General features: G+C 58.2%; 19 protein-coding genes. 10 read left to right on the plus strand and 9 right to left on the minus strand.

What is annotated here, in order from left to right:
- The first annotated feature begins 307 nt into the window (after nucleotides 1–307).
- Nucleotides 308–1,597 (plus strand): MFS transporter, encoded by a 1,290-nt coding sequence (locus tag ACUNV4_RS01315; protein ID WP_430876675.1) that lies wholly within the window; start codon nucleotides 308–310, stop codon nucleotides 1,595–1,597.
- A 37-nt stretch (nucleotides 1,598–1,634) separates the two neighbouring features.
- Here ACUNV4_RS01315 and ACUNV4_RS01320 read toward each other — a convergent pair whose 3' ends face one another.
- The 8 genes from ACUNV4_RS01320 to ACUNV4_RS01355 all read right to left on the minus strand — a co-directional run bounded on the left by ACUNV4_RS01320 (nucleotide 1,635) and on the right by ACUNV4_RS01355 (nucleotide 9,435).
- A complete protein-coding gene (locus ACUNV4_RS01320) occupies nucleotides 1,635–2,309 on the minus strand; it encodes a DUF1028 domain-containing protein (protein WP_430876676.1) in 675 nt (224 codons plus the stop codon).
- A gap of 8 nt (nucleotides 2,310–2,317) precedes the next feature.
- The gene (locus ACUNV4_RS01325) at nucleotides 2,318–2,731 is read right to left on the minus strand and encodes a RidA family protein (RefSeq protein WP_430876677.1); all 414 of its coding nucleotides are present in this window, start codon (nucleotides 2,729–2,731) and stop codon (nucleotides 2,318–2,320) included.
- A 1-nt stretch (nucleotide 2,732) separates the two neighbouring features.
- Entirely contained in the window at nucleotides 2,733–4,013 is a 1,281-nt protein-coding gene (locus tag ACUNV4_RS01330) for a flavin-containing monooxygenase (protein ID WP_430876678.1), read from the minus strand.
- Nucleotides 4,014–4,055: 42 nt separating this feature from the next.
- On the minus strand, nucleotides 4,056–5,420 hold the full coding sequence (locus ACUNV4_RS01335) for an aminotransferase class III-fold pyridoxal phosphate-dependent enzyme (RefSeq protein ID WP_430876679.1): 1,365 nt from the start codon (nucleotides 5,418–5,420) through the stop codon (nucleotides 4,056–4,058).
- A gap of 123 nt (nucleotides 5,421–5,543) precedes the next feature.
- Nucleotides 5,544–6,581: an extracellular solute-binding protein gene (locus ACUNV4_RS01340; RefSeq protein ID WP_430876680.1), complete on the minus strand. Its 1,038-nt coding sequence runs from the start codon at nucleotides 6,579–6,581 to the stop codon at nucleotides 5,544–5,546.
- An 18-nt stretch (nucleotides 6,582–6,599) separates the two neighbouring features.
- Nucleotides 6,600–7,415 (minus strand): ABC transporter permease, encoded by an 816-nt coding sequence (locus ACUNV4_RS01345; RefSeq protein ID WP_430876681.1) that lies wholly within the window; start codon nucleotides 7,413–7,415, stop codon nucleotides 6,600–6,602.
- 5 nt (nucleotides 7,416–7,420) lie between these two features.
- Complete coding sequence (locus tag ACUNV4_RS01350; RefSeq protein ID WP_430876682.1) at nucleotides 7,421–8,347, minus strand: ABC transporter permease; 927 nt, start codon at nucleotides 8,345–8,347, stop codon at nucleotides 7,421–7,423.
- Nucleotides 8,347–9,435, minus strand: coding sequence for an ABC transporter ATP-binding protein (locus tag ACUNV4_RS01355; RefSeq protein ID WP_430876683.1), 1,089 nt, complete (start codon nucleotides 9,433–9,435; stop codon nucleotides 8,347–8,349). Before ACUNV4_RS01355 ends, ACUNV4_RS01350 begins: the two co-directional genes overlap by 1 nt.
- 82 nt (nucleotides 9,436–9,517) lie before the next feature.
- Here ACUNV4_RS01355 and ACUNV4_RS01360 point away from each other — a divergent pair, with 82 nt between their 5' ends.
- The 3 genes from ACUNV4_RS01360 to ACUNV4_RS01370 are packed head-to-tail and all read left to right on the plus strand — an operon-like array spanning nucleotide 9,518 to nucleotide 10,814.
- Nucleotides 9,518–10,309 carry a helix-turn-helix domain-containing protein gene (locus ACUNV4_RS01360; RefSeq protein ID WP_430876684.1) on the plus strand — a complete coding sequence of 264 codons (792 nt, stop codon included), beginning with the start codon at nucleotides 9,518–9,520 and terminating at the stop codon, nucleotides 10,307–10,309.
- A 21-nt stretch (nucleotides 10,310–10,330) separates the two neighbouring features.
- A complete protein-coding gene (locus ACUNV4_RS01365) occupies nucleotides 10,331–10,453 on the plus strand; it encodes a hypothetical protein (RefSeq protein ID WP_430876685.1) in 123 nt (40 codons plus the stop codon).
- 34 nt (nucleotides 10,454–10,487) lie between these two features.
- Nucleotides 10,488–10,814, plus strand: a complete 327-nt coding sequence (locus ACUNV4_RS01370; RefSeq protein ID WP_430876686.1) for a hypothetical protein — start codon at nucleotides 10,488–10,490, stop codon at nucleotides 10,812–10,814.
- 149 nt (nucleotides 10,815–10,963) lie between these two features.
- Here ACUNV4_RS01370 and ACUNV4_RS01375 read toward each other — a convergent pair whose 3' ends face one another.
- Nucleotides 10,964–12,691 (minus strand): ABC transporter ATP-binding protein, encoded by a 1,728-nt coding sequence (locus tag ACUNV4_RS01375; protein WP_430876687.1) that lies wholly within the window; start codon nucleotides 12,689–12,691, stop codon nucleotides 10,964–10,966.
- A gap of 293 nt (nucleotides 12,692–12,984) precedes the next feature.
- Between ACUNV4_RS01375 and soxX the strand changes: the two genes are divergently transcribed.
- The 6 genes from soxX (at nucleotide 12,985) to ACUNV4_RS01405 (ending at nucleotide 18,063) form a co-directional block, all read left to right on the plus strand.
- A complete protein-coding gene (soxX, locus tag ACUNV4_RS01380; RefSeq protein ID WP_430876688.1) occupies nucleotides 12,985–13,443 on the plus strand; it encodes a sulfur oxidation c-type cytochrome SoxX in 459 nt (152 codons plus the stop codon).
- Between the two features lie 24 nt (nucleotides 13,444–13,467).
- Complete coding sequence (gene soxY / locus ACUNV4_RS01385) at nucleotides 13,468–13,929, plus strand: thiosulfate oxidation carrier protein SoxY (RefSeq protein WP_430876689.1); 462 nt, start codon at nucleotides 13,468–13,470, stop codon at nucleotides 13,927–13,929.
- 24 nt (nucleotides 13,930–13,953) lie between these two features.
- Nucleotides 13,954–14,277, plus strand: coding sequence for a thiosulfate oxidation carrier complex protein SoxZ (soxZ, locus tag ACUNV4_RS01390; protein ID WP_430876690.1), 324 nt, complete (start codon nucleotides 13,954–13,956; stop codon nucleotides 14,275–14,277).
- A gap of 30 nt (nucleotides 14,278–14,307) precedes the next feature.
- Nucleotides 14,308–15,168 carry a sulfur oxidation c-type cytochrome SoxA gene (gene soxA / locus ACUNV4_RS01395; protein WP_430876691.1) on the plus strand — a complete coding sequence of 287 codons (861 nt, stop codon included), beginning with the start codon at nucleotides 14,308–14,310 and terminating at the stop codon, nucleotides 15,166–15,168.
- Nucleotides 15,169–15,214: 46 nt separating this feature from the next.
- Nucleotides 15,215–16,906, plus strand: coding sequence for a thiosulfohydrolase SoxB (soxB, locus tag ACUNV4_RS01400; protein ID WP_430876692.1), 1,692 nt, complete (start codon nucleotides 15,215–15,217; stop codon nucleotides 16,904–16,906).
- A gap of 446 nt (nucleotides 16,907–17,352) precedes the next feature.
- Nucleotides 17,353–18,063, plus strand: a complete 711-nt coding sequence (locus ACUNV4_RS01405; protein ID WP_430876693.1) for a helix-turn-helix domain-containing protein — start codon at nucleotides 17,353–17,355, stop codon at nucleotides 18,061–18,063.
- Nucleotides 18,064–18,108 lie beyond the last annotated feature (45 nt).

The raw sequence follows: 18,108 nt of genomic DNA on the forward strand, positions 1-18,108 counted from the left end.
ATCCGGGGGCCTGATCCGCTCACTTTTCTTGCTCGACAGGTTAGTTGCTCACTTGTTGGCACGGTAGTTTGCTGGAGACGGGCCTCTGACGGCAGCTTGGCAACGACAGGTGCATCAGTGGGTTCGAGTTGTCGACAAGGGACTGTTCTTTGTCAGCCTGACCCCTGTCACAGGGTCGATGAGGCATGGTGTACCGATAGCGGCTGAGGCTTTCGTCGGCTGCCGTGCTGGCGCTCACGCTGAAAAACTGACAAGATGCAATATATGTTTGCAGCCGCTGTGAGTCAGCCAGCATCGGGAGTGCGCCTTGGCAGTTTCCTCTTCGGATTTCCCCATGCAGCGCACGGCTCGCTGGGCCATTGGACTGATCTGTGTTGCTCACTTCTTCAGTCATTTCTACATGCTGCTGCTACCGCCTTTGCTGCCGGTGATAGCCGATGCCATGCAGACGAGCTACACCCAGCTGGGGTTCGGCATCACCATGTTCAGCCTAATGACAGGGCTGGCCCAGGCGCCGATGGGGATTCTGGTAGATCGCCTGGGGGCCGGCTGGGTACTTATCGCCGGACTGACTTTGGAGGGACTGGCTTTCTCCCTGTTGGGGGTATGGCCGGTGTATGGGGCCTTCGTTCTTTTCATGGCTGTTGCCGGGCTGGGAAACGCGGTGTACCACCCGGCCGATTACGCCATCCTGAACGAGGTAGCGCGTCCCGAGAGGATGGGACGCGCATTTTCCTATCACACGGCTTCAGGTCATCTGGGTGAGGCTTTGGCGCCATTGACCGTGCTGCTGCTGGCTTCAGTGTTTGGTTGGCAACAGGCGCTGTTCATCTGCGGCCTGCTTGGCGTTGGTGTGGCAGCAGCCTTGTACTTGCGACGTGACTGGCTGAGTTCTGGAAACGCAGGAGTGGCAACGATGCGAGAGTCGGCTCCGGCAGAACGCGAAGTGACGGAATCGGCGACAGGTACACCTGTCGCAAACCCGGCTGACGCTGTGATGACCCGTCGTCAATTGCTGCTGTCCCGTCCGATCCTGATGTCGGTGGCCTTTTTCATCGGCCTGACGCTGATCGGTCGAGGGGTGACGGGCTTTGGCGTCACGGCCTTGCATGAACAGCAGGGATTCAGTCTGACCCTGGCGGGAACGCTGATATCCGCCTGGCTGTTTGCTTCACCACTGGGTGTGCTGGTGGGTGGGCGCATCGCCGATGGACAGGGCGATTTGCAGAAGACCATCGTGGCCTGTCTGCTCGGCATCGGGGCAGGGATTGCACTTCTGGCCTGGACGACACCGGGAATCCTGCTCAGCGGCATCCTGTTTGCCCTGTGCGGATTCGCCAGTGGAGCCATCGCTCCTTCACGCGACATGCTGATACGTTCGCTCACACCGGCAGGGCAGGCTGGCACGGTGTTCGGCTTCGTCTCGACCGGCTTCAATCTGGGCGGCATCATTGCACCGCTGCTGTTCGGGTTTCTTCTGGATCAGGGTGCCGCCAATGGTGTTTTCTGGTTGGTGGCACTGGCCAGCGTGCTGACGGTGTTCACGGTTATCGGGGTGTCCGGCAAGCCGGCGCGGCAAACCTCTGGAGCAGCTTGATGAATGCAGGCCGATGTCCGCCAGTCGACTACAAGCGTTATTCGTCTCCAGGTACGCCATAGGACGGTGCCGCCGTCGGATCCAGTGCGCGAGTGACATAGTCATCGGCCTGCGGCTTGTACACTTCCCAAGCAGTTGCGATGGCGGCTATCGGGCAGTCCTCGGTCCAGTCACAGCGCAGTTCGGCGTAAGGCCAATCCTGTTCGGCGACGATCAACAGCCCGGCGGAATGGATCGGTCCTGCCTCGCCACCGGCCGCCAGGCCTGCCTGCATGGCCTGAACGAGACGATCACCCAGTGAGCCACTGGCGCTTTCGAATCCCCGGGTGATGGCTGAAGGGATGGACTCGTTGGCCAGAAGATTGCCGCCCGAGGCACACTCATTGCCGCTTGCCGAGCTCCAGATGCCCAGGGCATTTTGTCCCGAATGCTGTGCCGTTGCACCTGATGAGTCGATGACCAGTAGCTGGCGATGATCGGGATACGCTTCATCGGCCATGGCTCTGTTCAGGGCATCGGTGGCCGACAAGCCTGCGGCCAGATGCGACAACACGAGAGGTCCGAGAGCCGGATTGGTGACATTCTGTGTGGCCACCGCGCCGACACCGGCTCGGGCAAAGGCGCAACGAGCGGCAACCGCCGGTGACGATGAGGCGATGGCCATGCCGAACTGGCCGCTGTTCGCGCAACGTCCAACAATCGAGAAAGTCATGACAGGCCTCAGTCGGGAATCACGAAGGTGGCGTCGATCTCGACCAGCCATTCCGGCCGTGCCAGCGCCGAGACACAGAGACCGGTGGATACCGGATGTATATTTCTGATGTATTCACCCATGGTCCGGTAGATTGCTTCCCGGTGGCGCACGTCGGTGATATAGACAACCACCTTGCACAGATGATCCATTTCGCCACCGGCTTCGCCAATCAGTTGCTGGATGTTCTGCATGACCTTGTGGGTCTGTTCGACGGGATCGTGACTGTCGATATTGACGGCGGTATCCAGATCCTGCGGACACTGGCCGCGCAGGAAGACGGTTGCCCCGCGAGCGACCACCGCCTGGCACAGATCGTTGTCCAGCTTCTGCTCCGGATAGGTGTCAGAGGTATTGAACTTGCGGATTCGTGTATGCGTCATCTCATTGTCCTTTTGTCGGCGTGCCCAGTCGTTCGGCGCGGCCCTGATACGTCAGATAGCCTTCCTGTTTGCGGATATGGTCGACCACGAAGCTGGCATCGTGCCAGACACCCCAGATGAAGGATGAACCTCGTCGGGATTGCCAGGGCAGTCCCAGAAAATACACGCCTGGTTCCGTCGAGACACCGCGTTTGTGTCGGGGACGGCCGTCATCATCCAGTGCGTCCACCTGCAGCCAGCCATAGTCTACGCTGAAGCCGGTCGCCCAGATGATCGTCGTGATGCCTTCGGCGCGCAGGTCGAGGCTGTGCAGGGGCTCGGTCATGCAGGTGGGGTCAGGCCCCAGCACTCGTGCCTCCGGATCCTCCGGCAGGTCCAGTCCATTGCGCTCGACGTAGGCATCAGCCAGGTCCAGCAGGGCCAGATAGTTCGCGTCGCCCTGACGAATATTGTCCGCCAGATTGTCGGCGAAGTGCAGTACCCCATCATCATGGCGTTCGGTCAGACCCAGCAGGGTCATGCCCTGATGGGCAAGGTCGCGAAAGTCGATGGTATAGCCGCCATCTGCGCCGCTGACTGCAATGGTGGTGTGGCTTGACTGCTCCGAGGCCTCGGCATCCCACAGGTTCAGAACACCGAGCCACCAACAGAAATCACGCTCGCGATAGCGACGTGGCGGGCGGTCATGGGAGCCGACCGAGAGCAGGGTTCTGCGTCCCGATTGCAGGATCTCAGTGGCGATCTGCACACCCGAGGAACCAGCGCCAACCACCAGTACATTGCCTTCGGGCAAATCCTGCGGGTTGCGGTATTGCGTTGAATGCATCTGCGTCAGTCCATCGCGGGTCGGCACGATGGCTGGAACCAGCGGATGTTGAAATGCACCGGTGGCACAGATGACATAGCGCGCCTGCACCTCTCCCGCCGAGGTTTGCGCGACGAATCCTGCACTGTTCGGCTTGCGACGAACCGCCGTCACCGTCACGCCTTCGCGGATTGGCGCGTCGATTCTGCTGGCGTATTCGACAAAGTAATCGGCGACTTGCTCCTTCGGCACGAAGGCATCGGCGGCAATGCCCGAGAACTCAAGGCCCGGGAAACGATCATGCCAGGCAGGACCGTTGGCCACCAGGGAGTCCCAGCGTTCCGATCGCCATCGTTCGGCAATCCGCGCGCGCTCCAGTACCCGATGGCGGATGCCTGCCTTGCTCAGGTGTTCACTGGCGGCTATACCGGCTTGTCCGGCGCCGATCACCAGCACATCGGTGTGTTCTACTGGCATGGCAGCATCCGTGTGGAGCACTTGCGTGTCATTGCGCCCATCTCAGAGCTTTCCCTGAACGTCGGCAATGCTCTCGCGCAGTATGTCGGCGGTCTGGTCGATCTGCGCTTCGCTCATGATCAGGGTGGGGGACAGAATCAGGATGTTGCCCAGTGGCCGTGCAATGAGACCACGTTTCTGCGCCGCCTGAGCGACTTTCTGACCGATCATTTCCGTCGGTGCGAAAGGTGTCTTGTGTTCCTTGTCCTTGACGAATTCAAGGCCCATCATGAAATGGCTGCCGCGTACCTCGCCCACCAGTTCCAGATCTGCCAGGCCGCGCAGATTGTTCTCGAAGCGCTTGCCGGTCGTTCTGACGCGTTCGGGGATCTTCTCGTTTTCCATCAGCGCGATATTGGCCAGGGCGGCGGCGGCAGCGGCAGGATGTCCCGAGTAGGTCATGCCATGAAAGAAGATGGCTCCTTCCTCGGAGATGACTTCATGTATCTCGTCGCTGATGATCGTGGCCGACAGGGGCTGATATCCGGACGTCAGACCCTTGGCTGTGGTGATGATGTCAGGCTGCATGCCAAAGACATCTTTCGATGCGAAGAAGTGTCCCAGACGACCGAATGCCGTCACGACTTCATCGGCAATGTACTTGATGTCGTACTGGCGGCACAGCTCGGCCATTCTGACGTGGTAGCCCTCCGGTGGCACGATGAGGCCGCCGGCACCTTGGATCGGTTCGGCGATGAAGCAGGCGATGTTCTCGGCGCCAAGCGCCTCGATGCGTGTGCGGGCATCTTCCAGCAGGGAATCGAGGAACTCCGCTTCGCTCATGCCGTCACCTTCACGCCAGTGGTGAGGAAGACGCAGATGATGCACCAGCCCGGGGGCCGTGTCCCAGCCTTGCGAATAGACAGGGGTGGTCATGGTCATGGCCAGGTAGGTGGATCCGTGGTAAGCACCATGACGGCTGAGAATCAGCTTCTTGGACGGCTTGCCCAGGCGGTTGTAATAGTGATGCAGGATGCGGATGGCCGTGTCGTTGGCCACGGAGCCGGAGTTGCCGAAATGTACCGTGTTCAGATGTCCCGGGGCGAGCTCGGCAATCTTGCCGGCCAGAGCTGCCGCCGTGGGGTGCGTGAAGTTGTAGAAAGTGGAGTAGAAATCCAGCGTGTTCAGCTGCTCGGTGATGGCGTCGATGATCTCCTGTCGCTTGTGGCCGACGTTGACGCACCACAGGCCACCGATACCGTCGATCAATCGGTTGCCTTCACTGTCGGTCACATGGGCACCTTCAGCCCCGACAATCACGGTACGGGCATCTCTCTGCTTCAGAGCGTTCAGGTCGGCAAAGGACTGTACGAGGTGGGTGTCCGAGGTGAGGACGCCATCGGTGGTGATATCAATAGCGAGTGACATGGTCTGCAAGCCTGGTGTTGTAATCGGGTGGGGTGCCGCTGCGCTGCTGGCATCGGGGCATGATGTAGCGCGGCCGCCGCACGCAATCGGGCAGTCGGCCGCCGGTCTTGTACTGCGGTGAGGCTATTTCTTCACATTGGTCCAGATCTGGTCATAGACCGCCTGTGTCTGCTCGTCGCAGACTTCGACAAAGACGGCCGGTCCCGCCGAGCCTGGCGGGTTGCCTTCAGGCAGCGTACGCAGCGCTTCGTCAAGCAGGTCCGACACGCCGTCGACACCGGCCGCATAGCGAGCAAAGTTGGTCACGGCGGCCGCATTTTCGGGTTCCAGCAGAAAGTCCATGAAGGTCAGAGCGTTTTCGCGATTGGGCGCATCCTTGAGCAGAACGACGTTGTCCATCCAGGCAATGTAGCCTTGCGTCGGAAATGCATATTCGATGTTTGCACCTTCTTCGCGTCCCTTGGCCGAGAAGCCGCTGTAGATCATGCCGACCGCGGCATCACCGGAGACCAGAACTTCCTTCGCGGTGTCGGAATTGAAAGAAGCCCAGTGTCCCTTGGCCTCCTCCAGCATGGCATTCAGGGCCTTGAGCTTGTCACGATCGGTCGAGCACTGTTCGATACCCATGTGCAGAGCGGCCATTGCCATGACTTCTCCCTGGCTGTCAAGTACATTGATCTTGCCGGACAACTCTTCCGGCGGATTGAAGAGGATGTCAGTGGTGTTGATATCCCCCGAGAATTCATCGCGATTGACCGAGAAGGATGTGGAGCCCCACTGGTAGGGAATGGAATGCTGCCGGCCAGGGTCGAATCCGACATCGAGCCATTGCGCCTGTATATTGCCCTTGTTGCTCAGTTCGTCTTCGGCAATGGTGTCCAGCAGTCCTTCACCGGCCATGATCTTCACCATGTAGTCACCGGGTACTGCCACATCGTAGGTGCCGATGCCACCCGCCTTGAGTGATGCCAGCAGGGACTCATTGGAGTCGAAGGTATCCATGACCACTTCGATGCCCGTTTCAGCCGTGAACTTCTCTATCAGTTCCTGCGGCATGTACTCGAACCAGTGGTAGACAACCACTTTTCCGTCTGCTTGTGCGGGCATGCCCGTCAGGGCCAGCACGGAAGCGGTCGCTATCGGAAGCAGAAATTTTTTCATATCGTGACTCCAGTTGGTTCAGGTGGTCTTGTCGGACTTGCTGACGAAGTAGGAAAGGGTGACCATGCACACCGATACGGCCAGCAACAGTGTGGAAATGGCCATGATGTTGGGTTTTATGCCCTGTTTGACGGCTCCGAAGATGGCGGTCGGCAGGGTCTCGACACCCGCACCCTTGACGAAGTTCGTGATGATGAAGTCGTCCAGGGAGACGATGAAGGCGAGCAGAAAGCCGGAGATGATGCCCGGTGCCATCAGGGGCAGCAGTATTCGGGTGAATGCCTGCGTTCGGGTGGCATACAGATCGAGAGCGGCCTGCTCGTAGCTGTCATCGATGCCTTGCATGCGCGCTGAAATGGGCAGATACGCAAATGGAATGCAGAAGGCGATGTGGGCAAGCACGATGGTCATGAGGCCGCGGTCGAATCCGATCGCGTTGAAGAAGATCAGAGTGGCCACCGCGGTGACGATTTCCGGCACCATCAGAGGTAATGAGATCAATCCGAAGGACAGGCTGCGCAACCTGAATCTGCCGGCGCGAATCATGCCGGTGGCAGCCAGTGTTGCAATGGATGTCGCCACGGTTGCGGCGATGATGGCAATGAGAAGACTGTTCCAGGCAGCCTGCTTGAACTTGGCGCTTTCGGGTCCGGTGAACACATCGACATACCAGCGCAGTGAGAAGCTCTCCCAGACCGCAATCGAGTTGGATGAGTTGAAACTGTAGATCGTGACAACCAGCAAGGGGGCATACAGGATGGTCAGACACAACAGTGTCATCGCCCTGAATCCGGTGTAGGAGCGAACATCGAACCTGGTGGAGAGAGTAGCCATTCGAGTCAATTCTCCAGTCGTTCACGCTGCGATTGCTGGCGAGCAAACAGGATGAGAATGATCAAGACCAGGCTGAGCAGAATCATCGATGCGGCGGCACCGAATGGCCAGTTGCCGGCGTTGCCCTTGAACTGCTCCTCGATCAGTGACCCGATCATGAAGTTCCTGGCACCACCGAGAAGATCAGGCGCCAGAAAGGAGCCCAGAGACGGCACGAATACCAGAATGCAGCCAGCTATGATTCCCGGCTTCACTGCTGGCAGGAGTACCCGTCGCAGGGTCATCCATTTTGATGCGTAAAGGTCTGCCGCAGCTTCACTCAATGAAAAATCGTATCGCTCCACTGCAGCATAGATGGGCAGCACCATGAACGGCAGGTAGGAGTAGAAGAGCCCCAGCTGTACTGCAAGGTTGGTATTGATGATCTGCAAGGGGCTGTCAATCAGACCGAGCGTCAACAGGGCCTCGTTCAACGGGCCCTGATCTCGCAGCAGGAACTTCATGGACACGGTGCGTATCAGCAGGTTTACCCAATAGGGGATGGTGACCAGAAATACCCAGAAGGCGCGGGATGCGGCAGGGCGGGTGGCAATGAAACAGGCCGTTGGAAAACCGATGATCAGACTCAGCAACGTGGCGGAACCGGCCTGCCAGAAGGAGCGCCAGAAGATCGCGATGTATGTCCATTCGATGCTTGGGGGCTCATCACCGAACAGTCCACGATCAAGGAAGAACTGATCGTAGGCTGTCAGGCTGAACTCCCAGATGACGCCGCCACGAAATTCCTTGGTCAGAAAGGAATAGACAAGCATCAGTACCACGGGAATCAGCGACAGCCCCAGAAGTACCAGCCAGGAGGGCAGGAGCAACCAGGTTCGCGCCTTCTCGTAGGTATTGCCGACGACCCCGCCGGCCTGAGCATCCGCAGCCATCAGTCCATCAGGAGCCGGGCGGCTCCCTGCTCCAGGTTGATGAAGACATTGCTGCCGGGTTCGAAGATGCCCTTGCTGCCACGATCCGAATTGGCGGTACGAACCGTGAAGCTGGGGCCTTCGTCGAGATCGACGATGGTGGAGATGTCCGTACCCACGAATATGTTCTCGACAACCTTGCCCTTCATGCTCCTGCTCTCGGCAGGCATCTCGCTGATGAAGATGCGTTCGGGGCGCAGGGATACATGAACATTGGCACCGGCAGCGACTCCCTGAACGGCCTTGCATTGCAGTTCGTGTCCGCCGCCCAGATGGCAAGTGGCCTGGCCATCGTGGATGTTGTCGACTTGTACTTCCAGCAGATTGGTCTCGCCGATGAAGTCTGCAACGAAAACATTGCGCGGCGTCTCGTAGATCTCCCTCGGTGAGCCCAGCTGTTGCAGATTGCCCGCGGACATCACGGCAATGCGATCGGACATGGTCAGTGCTTCTTCCTGATCGTGTGTGACGAAGATGAAGGTGATGCCGGTTTCCCGCTGCAGATGCTTGAGTTCGAGTTGCATGGCCTTGCGCAGCTTCAGGTCCAGTGCCGACAGCGGCTCGTCCAGCAGCAGAACCTTCGGCTGGGGCGCCAGCGCGCGAGCCAGTGCAACCCGTTGCTGTTGCCCGCCGGACAATTGTGACGGCTTGCGAGCCGAGAAATCGGTCAGTCGCACCAGGTCGAGCATCTGGCCGGCACGATGGCGTGCCTCGCTCTTGCTGGAGCCCTTCATCTCCAGACCGAAAGCCACGTTGTCGAGGATATTCAGATGCGGGAATAGTGCATAATTCTGGAATACCGTGTTCACCGGTCGTTTGTTGGGTGGCAGATTCTCGATTTCCTGGCCGAACAGATGAATGGATCCGTCGGTCACGTCCTCGAAGCCTGCAATCATGCGCAGCAATGTGGTCTTGCCGCAGCCGGATGGTCCCAGCAGGGTGAAGAACTCGTTGTCCCTGATGGAGAGTGAAATTTCCTTGAGTGCCGTGAATGTTCCGTAGCGTTTGACCGCATTCCGGATATCGATAGCGTTGTCTGGTCTGTGCATGCGCTCTCGGTATACCCCCTGAAAGGCTTGTGTTTATACTAGAAGCATTGAATCAGGGGGTATATACCCCTAAGGGGGTATCTTGTTCACGCTGACCAATACCACGCATGAGCATCTGGCGGTAGCCATCGAGGCTCTCGGTACACCGTCATTTTCCGAGTTGCTGTACGCCTGGCTGTGTCGTTGTCTGGAGATCGACAACGGGACGATTCTGGCCTACTACCAGACGGGTAAACCGGATGTGTTCTTCAGTCATTCCCGAGTCAGGGAGGTGCATGAGCACATGGAAGGCGACTATCTCTCGGGAATCTATCTGCTGGACCCCTTTCACGACCTGCATGTCAACAAGTCGGCCCCGGGCCTTTATCGCTTGCGTGATTGTGCGCCTGACAGCTTTCGTCGCAACGAATATCATGCAAAGTACTATTCTGGCACCACCATGACCGATGAGGCCTGCTTTCATGTCGCGCTGCCCACGGGGGTTTCGGTGCAAGTGTGCCTGGGCAGGGACAAGAGCTCCGGCAGCAGTTTTTCCGCGCGTGACCTGAATACGGCCCGGAATCTGAGCAGTATCGTATGCAGTCTCATGACCGTGCAGTGGAAACACCTGACGTCAAGTGGAGACTATACCGATGAGACGCTGTTGCATCACCTGCAGGCTCAACTGAAGGAACATCGGGGAATCAGTCTGAGCAAGCGTCAGTGCGAGGTGGCGCTGTTGATTCTGAGGGGACACAGTACGATTTCCATCGGGTTATGTCTGGAGATCAGTCCGCAGACGGTCAAGGTGTTCCGCAAGCAGCTGTATCGAAAGTGCAGTATTTCCTCACAGGCGGAGTTGTTTTCACTGATGACAAGCTATCTGAGAGTGTGAAATCACTCTTTACCCGAGTCTGTGAGCGGTGCACCACTGCGTCAGTCTGGCAAGGGCCGTCATTGCCATCCGGACGGCGTCGGAGAGTGCCGGGAAACCGGCAGTGAGCTTGCCGATCTGGTGGAAGTCGATCCCCGGTGGTAGAGTTGTCAGTGGATGTACACGAATGGAGGGGACCATGAAGCCGGTTGTCCTTTTGGTGGGGCGTCTTCCCAGTGTGGTTGACGACGTGACCACCCAGTTGCAGGATCTGCCTATCGAATGGTTGGGTGCTCATGACCGTCAGGAAGTGGAGCGTCAACTGAAATCCGAACCGAATATCCGCTGCGTCATTGTCGGGGCGGGTCTGCCTGACAACATCAGAGGCGATCTGGTGGGGGTTGTGGCGACGCTTCGGCCGGATGTCTGCATACACATGAAAGATCGTCAGTCCGGCCCTGAAGGCATGGCGAACTTCGTTCGCCGTGTCGTGGCAATGGAAGTGCTCGAGGATGCAGCTGTCTGACACATCGATCATGCAAGGTCGGCAATACGCCGGGTCTTGAGGTACTGATCGAGAAGGCACTATCGATACGGTGCAGCGGCACCGAAGAGCGGTCGTGTGTGTTTGTCACCGGGGCCGTTGTCCGCTGCGCTGACTCCTGACGACCCGGGTCAGGAGTAGACACGATCCAGACCACTGGCCGCCTGCAGCCGGCTGTAACGCCCGCCAGTCTGCATCAACTCGGCGTGATGGCCTGTTTCGGTGATGCGTCCTTCTTCCATGACGACGATGCGATCTGCGTGCCGGATGGTGCCCAGGCGATGCGCGATGATCAGCGTGGTCCGACCCGCGGACAGCTTGCCGAGTGCGCTCTGGATTTCCCGTTCGGTTTCGGTGTCAAGAGCGGAAGTGGCCTCGTCGAGAATCAGAATGGAGGGGTTGCGCAGGAAGGCCCGTGCAATGGCGACTCGTTGTTTCTGTCCGCCGGACAGGCGTAGACCGCGTTCGCCGACAACCGTATCGAGACCATCAGGCATGTTGGCAATCGTGGCGTCGAGCATGGCGTGATGGGCTGCCTCGAGAATCTCCTCCTCACTGGCATCGAGCCTGGCGTAGGCGATGTTCTCGCGCAGGGTGCCGCCAAACAGCAGTACGTCCTGGGAGACGATGCCGACCTGTTCGCGCAGACTTTCCAGCGTCATGTTTCGCAGCGGGATACCGTCGATGGATATCTCGCCACTGTCCACTTCGTAGAAACGAGGTATCAGGGTCAGCAGGGTCGTCTTGCCGGCACCCGAAGGGCCCACGAAGGCAACGGTCTCGCCGGCTCTGATGTCGAGATGGATGTCGCGTAATACATCCCCGTCCTCGCCATAGGCAAAGGTCACGTGATCGAAGCGGATGTTGCCGTCCAGCGTGGAGACCGGTTTTGCCTGCGGCAGATCGGCGATGTCGGCCCGAGTGTCAAGCAGTTCGAGGTAGCGCCGGAAACCGGCGATGCCACGAGGGTAGGACTCGATGACCGATGCGATCTTGTCCAGTGGCCTGAAGAAAACCCCGACCAGCAACAGAAAACCGACAAATCCACCGGTGGTGAGCGTGCCCTGCATGACCATGTAGGCACCCGCGACCATGATGACCACTTGCACCGCGCGCATGCCAAGGTACTGAATGGAAGTGGCGGCCGCCATGACACGATAGGCTTCGAGCTTGGTCTTGCGATAGCCATGGTTGTCCCTGGCAAAGAGCTCGTTTTCATGTTGCTCATTGGCAAAGGACTGCACCACGCGAATGCCGCTGATGTTCTCTTCCAGTCTGACGTTGAAGTTGCCAACCCGCGCGTAGATGGCGCGCCATGTTCGTGTCATCTTGCCACCTGCGATGGTGGTCAGCACCACCGACAGTGGCACGATCAGGCCGCTGAGCAATGCCAGTTCCACATTGATCCACAGCATCAGGGCAAAGGCGCCGAGGAATGTCATGACTGCGATGAACAGATCCTCCGGACCGTGATGCGCGACTTCGCCGATTTCCTCAAGGTCGCGTGTGACCAGTGACACCAGTCTTCCGGTGCGCTGCTTGTCGAAGTAACTCCATGAGAGCTTCTGCAGATGGGCAAAGGCTCGACGGCGCATTTCGGTTTCGATGTTGATGCCGAGCATATGGCCCCAGTAGGTCACGATGGAAATCAGCCCAGCGGTCAGAGAGTAGATCAGCATCAGACCGATGGCGGCAAGCAGGGTCAGTGTCAGATCGCCTTGCGGCAACAGGTGGTCGATGAAGCCGGTTACCGCCAGCGGGAAGGCCAGTTCGAGCATTCCGGCAACCACCGCAGATCCGAAGTCAAGCCAGAACAGGCCAAGCCAGGGGCGGTAGTAGGAGAAGAATTCTTTCAGCATGGTCTCAATGCTATCAACATGACGTGCAGAGCACGGTTTTTCATTGCATACCGATGCAGTGGCAGCTACACGTGATCTGGATACCTTTGCTGAGTGACCAGGCTGTACCCTTCAGACGGCTGGATGCTGGCTTCGGCCAAGTGACGAGCGTGCAACCGAAAACTGATAAACAGACACATTCGCCTGCATGAATCTATCTGTTGATTCATGGTGCGATCCGCGTTATCGTCAGAAATGACAACTGTGACTGTCGTTCATCAGCGACGTTACAATGCGATTCTCGGGGAGTCACGATGACACTGTACAAGCGGCTTCTATCAGGCTGTGCCATTGTGGCCTGCATGACGGTGGCTCGTGCTGAGGTCGTCGCCCCCGGTGAAGTCTCCATCGAGAATCTGCGAATCGACAGGCCCCTGACAACACAGGCTGGTGATCCGGTTGAAGGACGCAAGGTGTTTGCCGATCGCACACTGGGCAATTGCCTGGCCTGTCACGTCAACAGCGACCTCTCCGAAGAGTTGTTTCATGGTGAAATCGGACCGGCACTCGATGGTGTCGCGGCTCGCTGGCAGCCGGAGCAATTGCGGACCATCGTGGTAAACGCCAAGGCGGTCTTCACCGATGAGAGCATCATGCCGGGCTTCTATTCCCTGGAGGTGGGCGAGAACGTTCGCGAGGATCTGATCGGAGTCACCATTCTTACAGCGCAGCAGGTCGAGGATGTCGTTGCCTACCTCGGCACCCTGCAGTAACTCCACGAAGCGGTAGACAGGAACATGGATACAAGCAAACGGCAATTTCTGGACAGAACGCTGAACGTGACTGCCGGCATGGCCGTGGCGGGCTTGCTGGGAAGTTCTCGGGTTCTGGCCTCGGTCGAGGATGTACAGCAGGCCATGAATGAGTTCACCGGTGGCAAGACTGCGGTGCCAGGTGTCGTGAAACTGACCACACCCGAGATCGCCGAGAACGGCAATAGTGTCCCGGTCAGTGTGAGTGTCGATCGTCCGATGAGTGAAGACGATCATGTCGAGTCGGTGATCATTCTCGCCGATGACAATCCCAACGCAGCCGTTGCCCGGTTTCATTTCAGTCCGGCCAGTGGTGAAGCGCTGGCTTCCACGCGGATACGATTGGCCAGAACCCAGAACGTGCTGGCGATAGCGAAAACGAGCAAAGGTGAAGTGTTCACCGCCACCAACCATGTCAAGGTCACGATTGGTGGTTGCGGCGGCTGAGCAAGACTCGACAGGACAGCAATCATGGCAGCAAAAGCACGAGTGAAAGTACCCGGCAGTGCCGCAGCAGGGGAGATCATTACCCTGAAGACCCTCATCAGCCACACGATGGAGTCCGGGCAACGCAAGGATGACGATGGCAACCCCATACCCCGTCACATCATCAATCGCTTCACCTGCACCTTCAATGGCAAACCGGTGTTCTCCTGCGACATGGAGCCGGCTGTGTCGGCCAATCCCTACTTCGAGTTCAAGGCGAAGATCACGGAAGCGGGCACCTTCACCTTTACCTGGGTGGATGACGATGGGGAAGTCACGCAACTGACCCAGGATATCGCACTGAAATAGGATGTCTTCACCCTGTCCTCGGAGATGCATGTGAGCCGACGGTTTCTGATCCTCCTGCTGTGTGCCGGCAGCCTGAACGGCATGGTCTCCCGCCTTTCGCTGGCTGATCCCAGTGAGGGCCCCTTGCTGATCGATGGCGAGATCGAGATGATCACGCGCACGGAATCGGTCGATGGTCACCCCTTTCCGGAAGTCATCTCCGGCTGGCATTACCGAACCGAATCCACCCGGGCCCTGCAGGCTGATTCCTTTGAAAATCCCGGCATGCTGGCGGTGGAAGAAGGCGAGGATCTCTGGAATACCGTGGAAGGTACCGAAGGCAAGTCCTGTGCGTCCTGCCACGATGATGCCTCGGTATCGATGGTATCGGCTGCCAGTTCCTATCCAGGGTGGGACAGGGAGAATGGCAAACCCATCAATATCGAGCAGCGTATCAACCGATGCCGGGTCGAGAACATGGGCGCCGAGGCTTATGCTTTCGACGAGGACAGGCAGAAGTCGTTGACAGCCTTCATCAAGAATCAGGCGATGGGCGAACCAGTCAGGATCGATGTCGATGAAGGAGAAATGCAAGTCTGGTGGGAGCGTGGTCGCCAGGTGTATTACACGCGCAAGGGACAACTCGATCTTTCCTGCGCGTCATGCCATGAACGGAACAATGGCAAGCATATCCGTGCGGATCATCTGAGCCAGGGCAACGTCAACGGGTTTCCCACCTACCGTCTGAAGCAGAGCGCACTGGTTTCGCTGCACAATCGTTTTCGTGGATGCATTCGTGACACGCGTGCCGAGATCCCTGACGCCTTCTCGGATGAACTGATGGCGCTGGAGGTCTACACCACCTGGCGCAGTCAGGGGCTGTCGGTCGAAACCCCGGCAGTCAGGCAGTAGACGCGCTGACACTGCTTGTCAGGCACTCAGAGGCAGCAGGACGATCATGATGACTCGCCGCGACTTTCTGCAATGGGCATCGGTGACGGCTGCGCTCACCGGATTCAGTGGCGGGCTCAGCCGTGTTGCCGCGCAGCAGAGCCTGACGCAGGATGATCTGCTGGCCTTTGACGCCAGAGGGCAGATCACTCTGTTGCACCTCACAGACCTTCATGCCCAACTCAAGCCCGTCTACTGCCGAGCACCGTCCGAGAATATCGGTGTCGGAGACCATGCAGGCATTCCACCACATCTGGTCGGGGAGGACTTCCTGGCGCATTTCGGGCTGTCGCGAGGTAGCGCACTGGCGCATGCACATACCATGGTCGATTACGTGGACATGGCACGCGCCTATGGCCGCCTGGGTGGGCTGGACAGGATCGCCACCCTGGTCAGATACATTCGAGCCGAACGGGGTGATGACAGGGTGTTGCTGCTCGATGGAGGAGACACCTGGCAGGGCTCCTATACCGCTTTGCATACCGCTGCTCAGGATATGGTGGATTGCATGGCACTGTTGAAGCCGGATGCCATGGTCGGTCATTGGGAATTCACACTCGGTGAGGAGCGTGTGCTGGAAATCATCGATTCCATGAATTATCCCTTTCTGGCCAGCAATATCGTTGACAGGGATTGGGAGGAACCTGTCTTCGAGTCCACTGTCCTGCGCGAGGCTGGAGGGGTCAGGGTCGCAGTTATCGGTCAGGCCATGCCTTACACACCCATTGCCAATCCACGCTGGATGGTTCCTGACTGGTCATTCGGTCTGCGTCTCGACGCATTGCAGCAGAATGTCGATGCGGCCAGAGCATCAGGCGCCGAGGTGGTTGTGCTGTTGTCGCACAATGGCTTCGATGTCGATCGGAAGCTGGCCGCGGACATCAGGGGAGTCGATGTCATTCTGACTGGACACACCCACGATGCGATTCCCCGCGCCATCAAGGTCGGAAAGACGTTGCTCCTCGCCAGTGGCTCACATGGCCGATTTCTCGGTCGGGTGGATCTGCACGTGAAGCATGGCAGGATCGTGGACTACAATTCCGCCCTGATTCCGGTGTTCGCGGATGTCATCACACCGGATGCGCAGATGAAGGCGCAGATCGATCGTGTTCGTGCACCCTTCGAGAAAGAGACCAGCCGGGTCATCGGCAAAACGGAATCGCTGTTGTATCGTCGCGGCAATTTCAACGGAACCTGGGATGATCTGATCTGTGAAGGCATGATGGAGAAACGCGATGCGCAGCTTGCGCTGAGTCCGGGGTTTCGCTGGGGAACCACGGTTCTGCCGGGTGATGACATCACCATCGATGAGCTTTACAACCAGACTGCCATCAGCTATCCCTCGGTATACCGTCTGGAACTCACGGGTGCTCAATTGCATGAGATCCTCGAGGATGTCTGTGACAACCTGTTCAACAAGGATCCGTATTATCAGCAGGGTGGCGACATGGTGAGGGTGGGTGGCATGGGATACACCTGCGATCCTCATGCTTCCATGGGGTCGAGAATCAGTGACATGACGCTGCTGGAGACCGGTGAACTGATCGATGCCTCACGGTCCTACGTGGTTGCCGGGTGGGGTTCGGTCAATGAGGGCGTGGAAGGTCCCGCCATCTACGAGCTGATGGAACAGTACATCGAGGACAGGGAGCTCATCAGTATCCGGAAGAACGATGCCATCAGGGTCAAGGGTTCCTGAATGCCTGTTTGCCTGTTTGCCTGGTTGCCTGTTTGCCTGGTTGCCTGGTTGCCTGGTTGCCTGAATGCCTGAATGCCTGAATGCCTGTATGCCTGTATGCCTGGCAATCTGGCAACTGCCGTGGACGGGTCGCCGCTTGGTGTTCGAACAAGAGGCGTGACAGTTGCTGCGACACGGACGCCAGAGGCAGATTGAAGTTCTGTTCGATTTTCGAATTCAGACATTTCCCGCCCGAACAGAACGACATGACTACTCTGACCCGTGTCGGAATCTGTTGGAAACAGTGCGTATTTCAGGGCTTCTACGCCAACTCTGACAGACATCGCCTGACGGTCGATATGCTATGCTGGATTCCTGTCCACGGGCCGCGTCTGTTCGAGTCTGGCCTGCTTCCATCTATCCGCGATGTCCTCCAGGTTCGAAGACATCATGATCAGGCTGCACCTATGGTCAACAAGAAAACCGTGGCAGTGGCCACTCATCGCAAGCGGCAGAAGACGTCCGGGCAGACACTTGATCAGGATCCGCACGCCGTGCGTGCACCGGGGGAGCGGCAATTGGAAGTGGCCATAGGCCATGAAATCCGGGCTCTGCGCAAGCATGCGGGAATCACGGTGGCAGACCTGGCAGAAGAGAGTGGAATTTCCATCGGCATGCTCTCGAAAATCGAAAACGGCCTGACTTCGCCTTCGCTGACCACCCTGAATGCGGTATCTCAGGCTCTGGGCATCCCCATGTCGCAACTGCTGCGACGTTTCGAGGAAGATCGTCAGGCCGTACAAGTCAAGAGTGGAGAGGGGGTCACGGCGGAACGACGTGGCAGTCGCGCTGGGCATCAATACCAGTTGCTTGGTGTTCTGGGGCCCAACCAGAGCGGTGTGGTCATGGAGCCCTACATGATCACCTTGAATACCGAATCGGATGTCTTTCCCACGTTCCAGCATGAAGGACTGGAATACCTGTATTTTCTGGAAGGGCGGGTCGAATACCGCCACGGACAGAATACCTATCTCATGGAGCCGGGTGATTCACTGTTCTTCGATGCCGATGCACCGCATGGGCCGCATGGTTTGCTGGAGTTGCCGGCTCGTTATCTGTCAATCATCACCTACCCGAAATCGAGTACGCAGCACGCTGCAAGCGGACTGGATGAATGACAGATTCGCGAGAGTCCTGATGGGCTCAGCTACTGTCGTGATACG

The organism is Granulosicoccus sp. 3-233 (assembly GCF_052681095.1).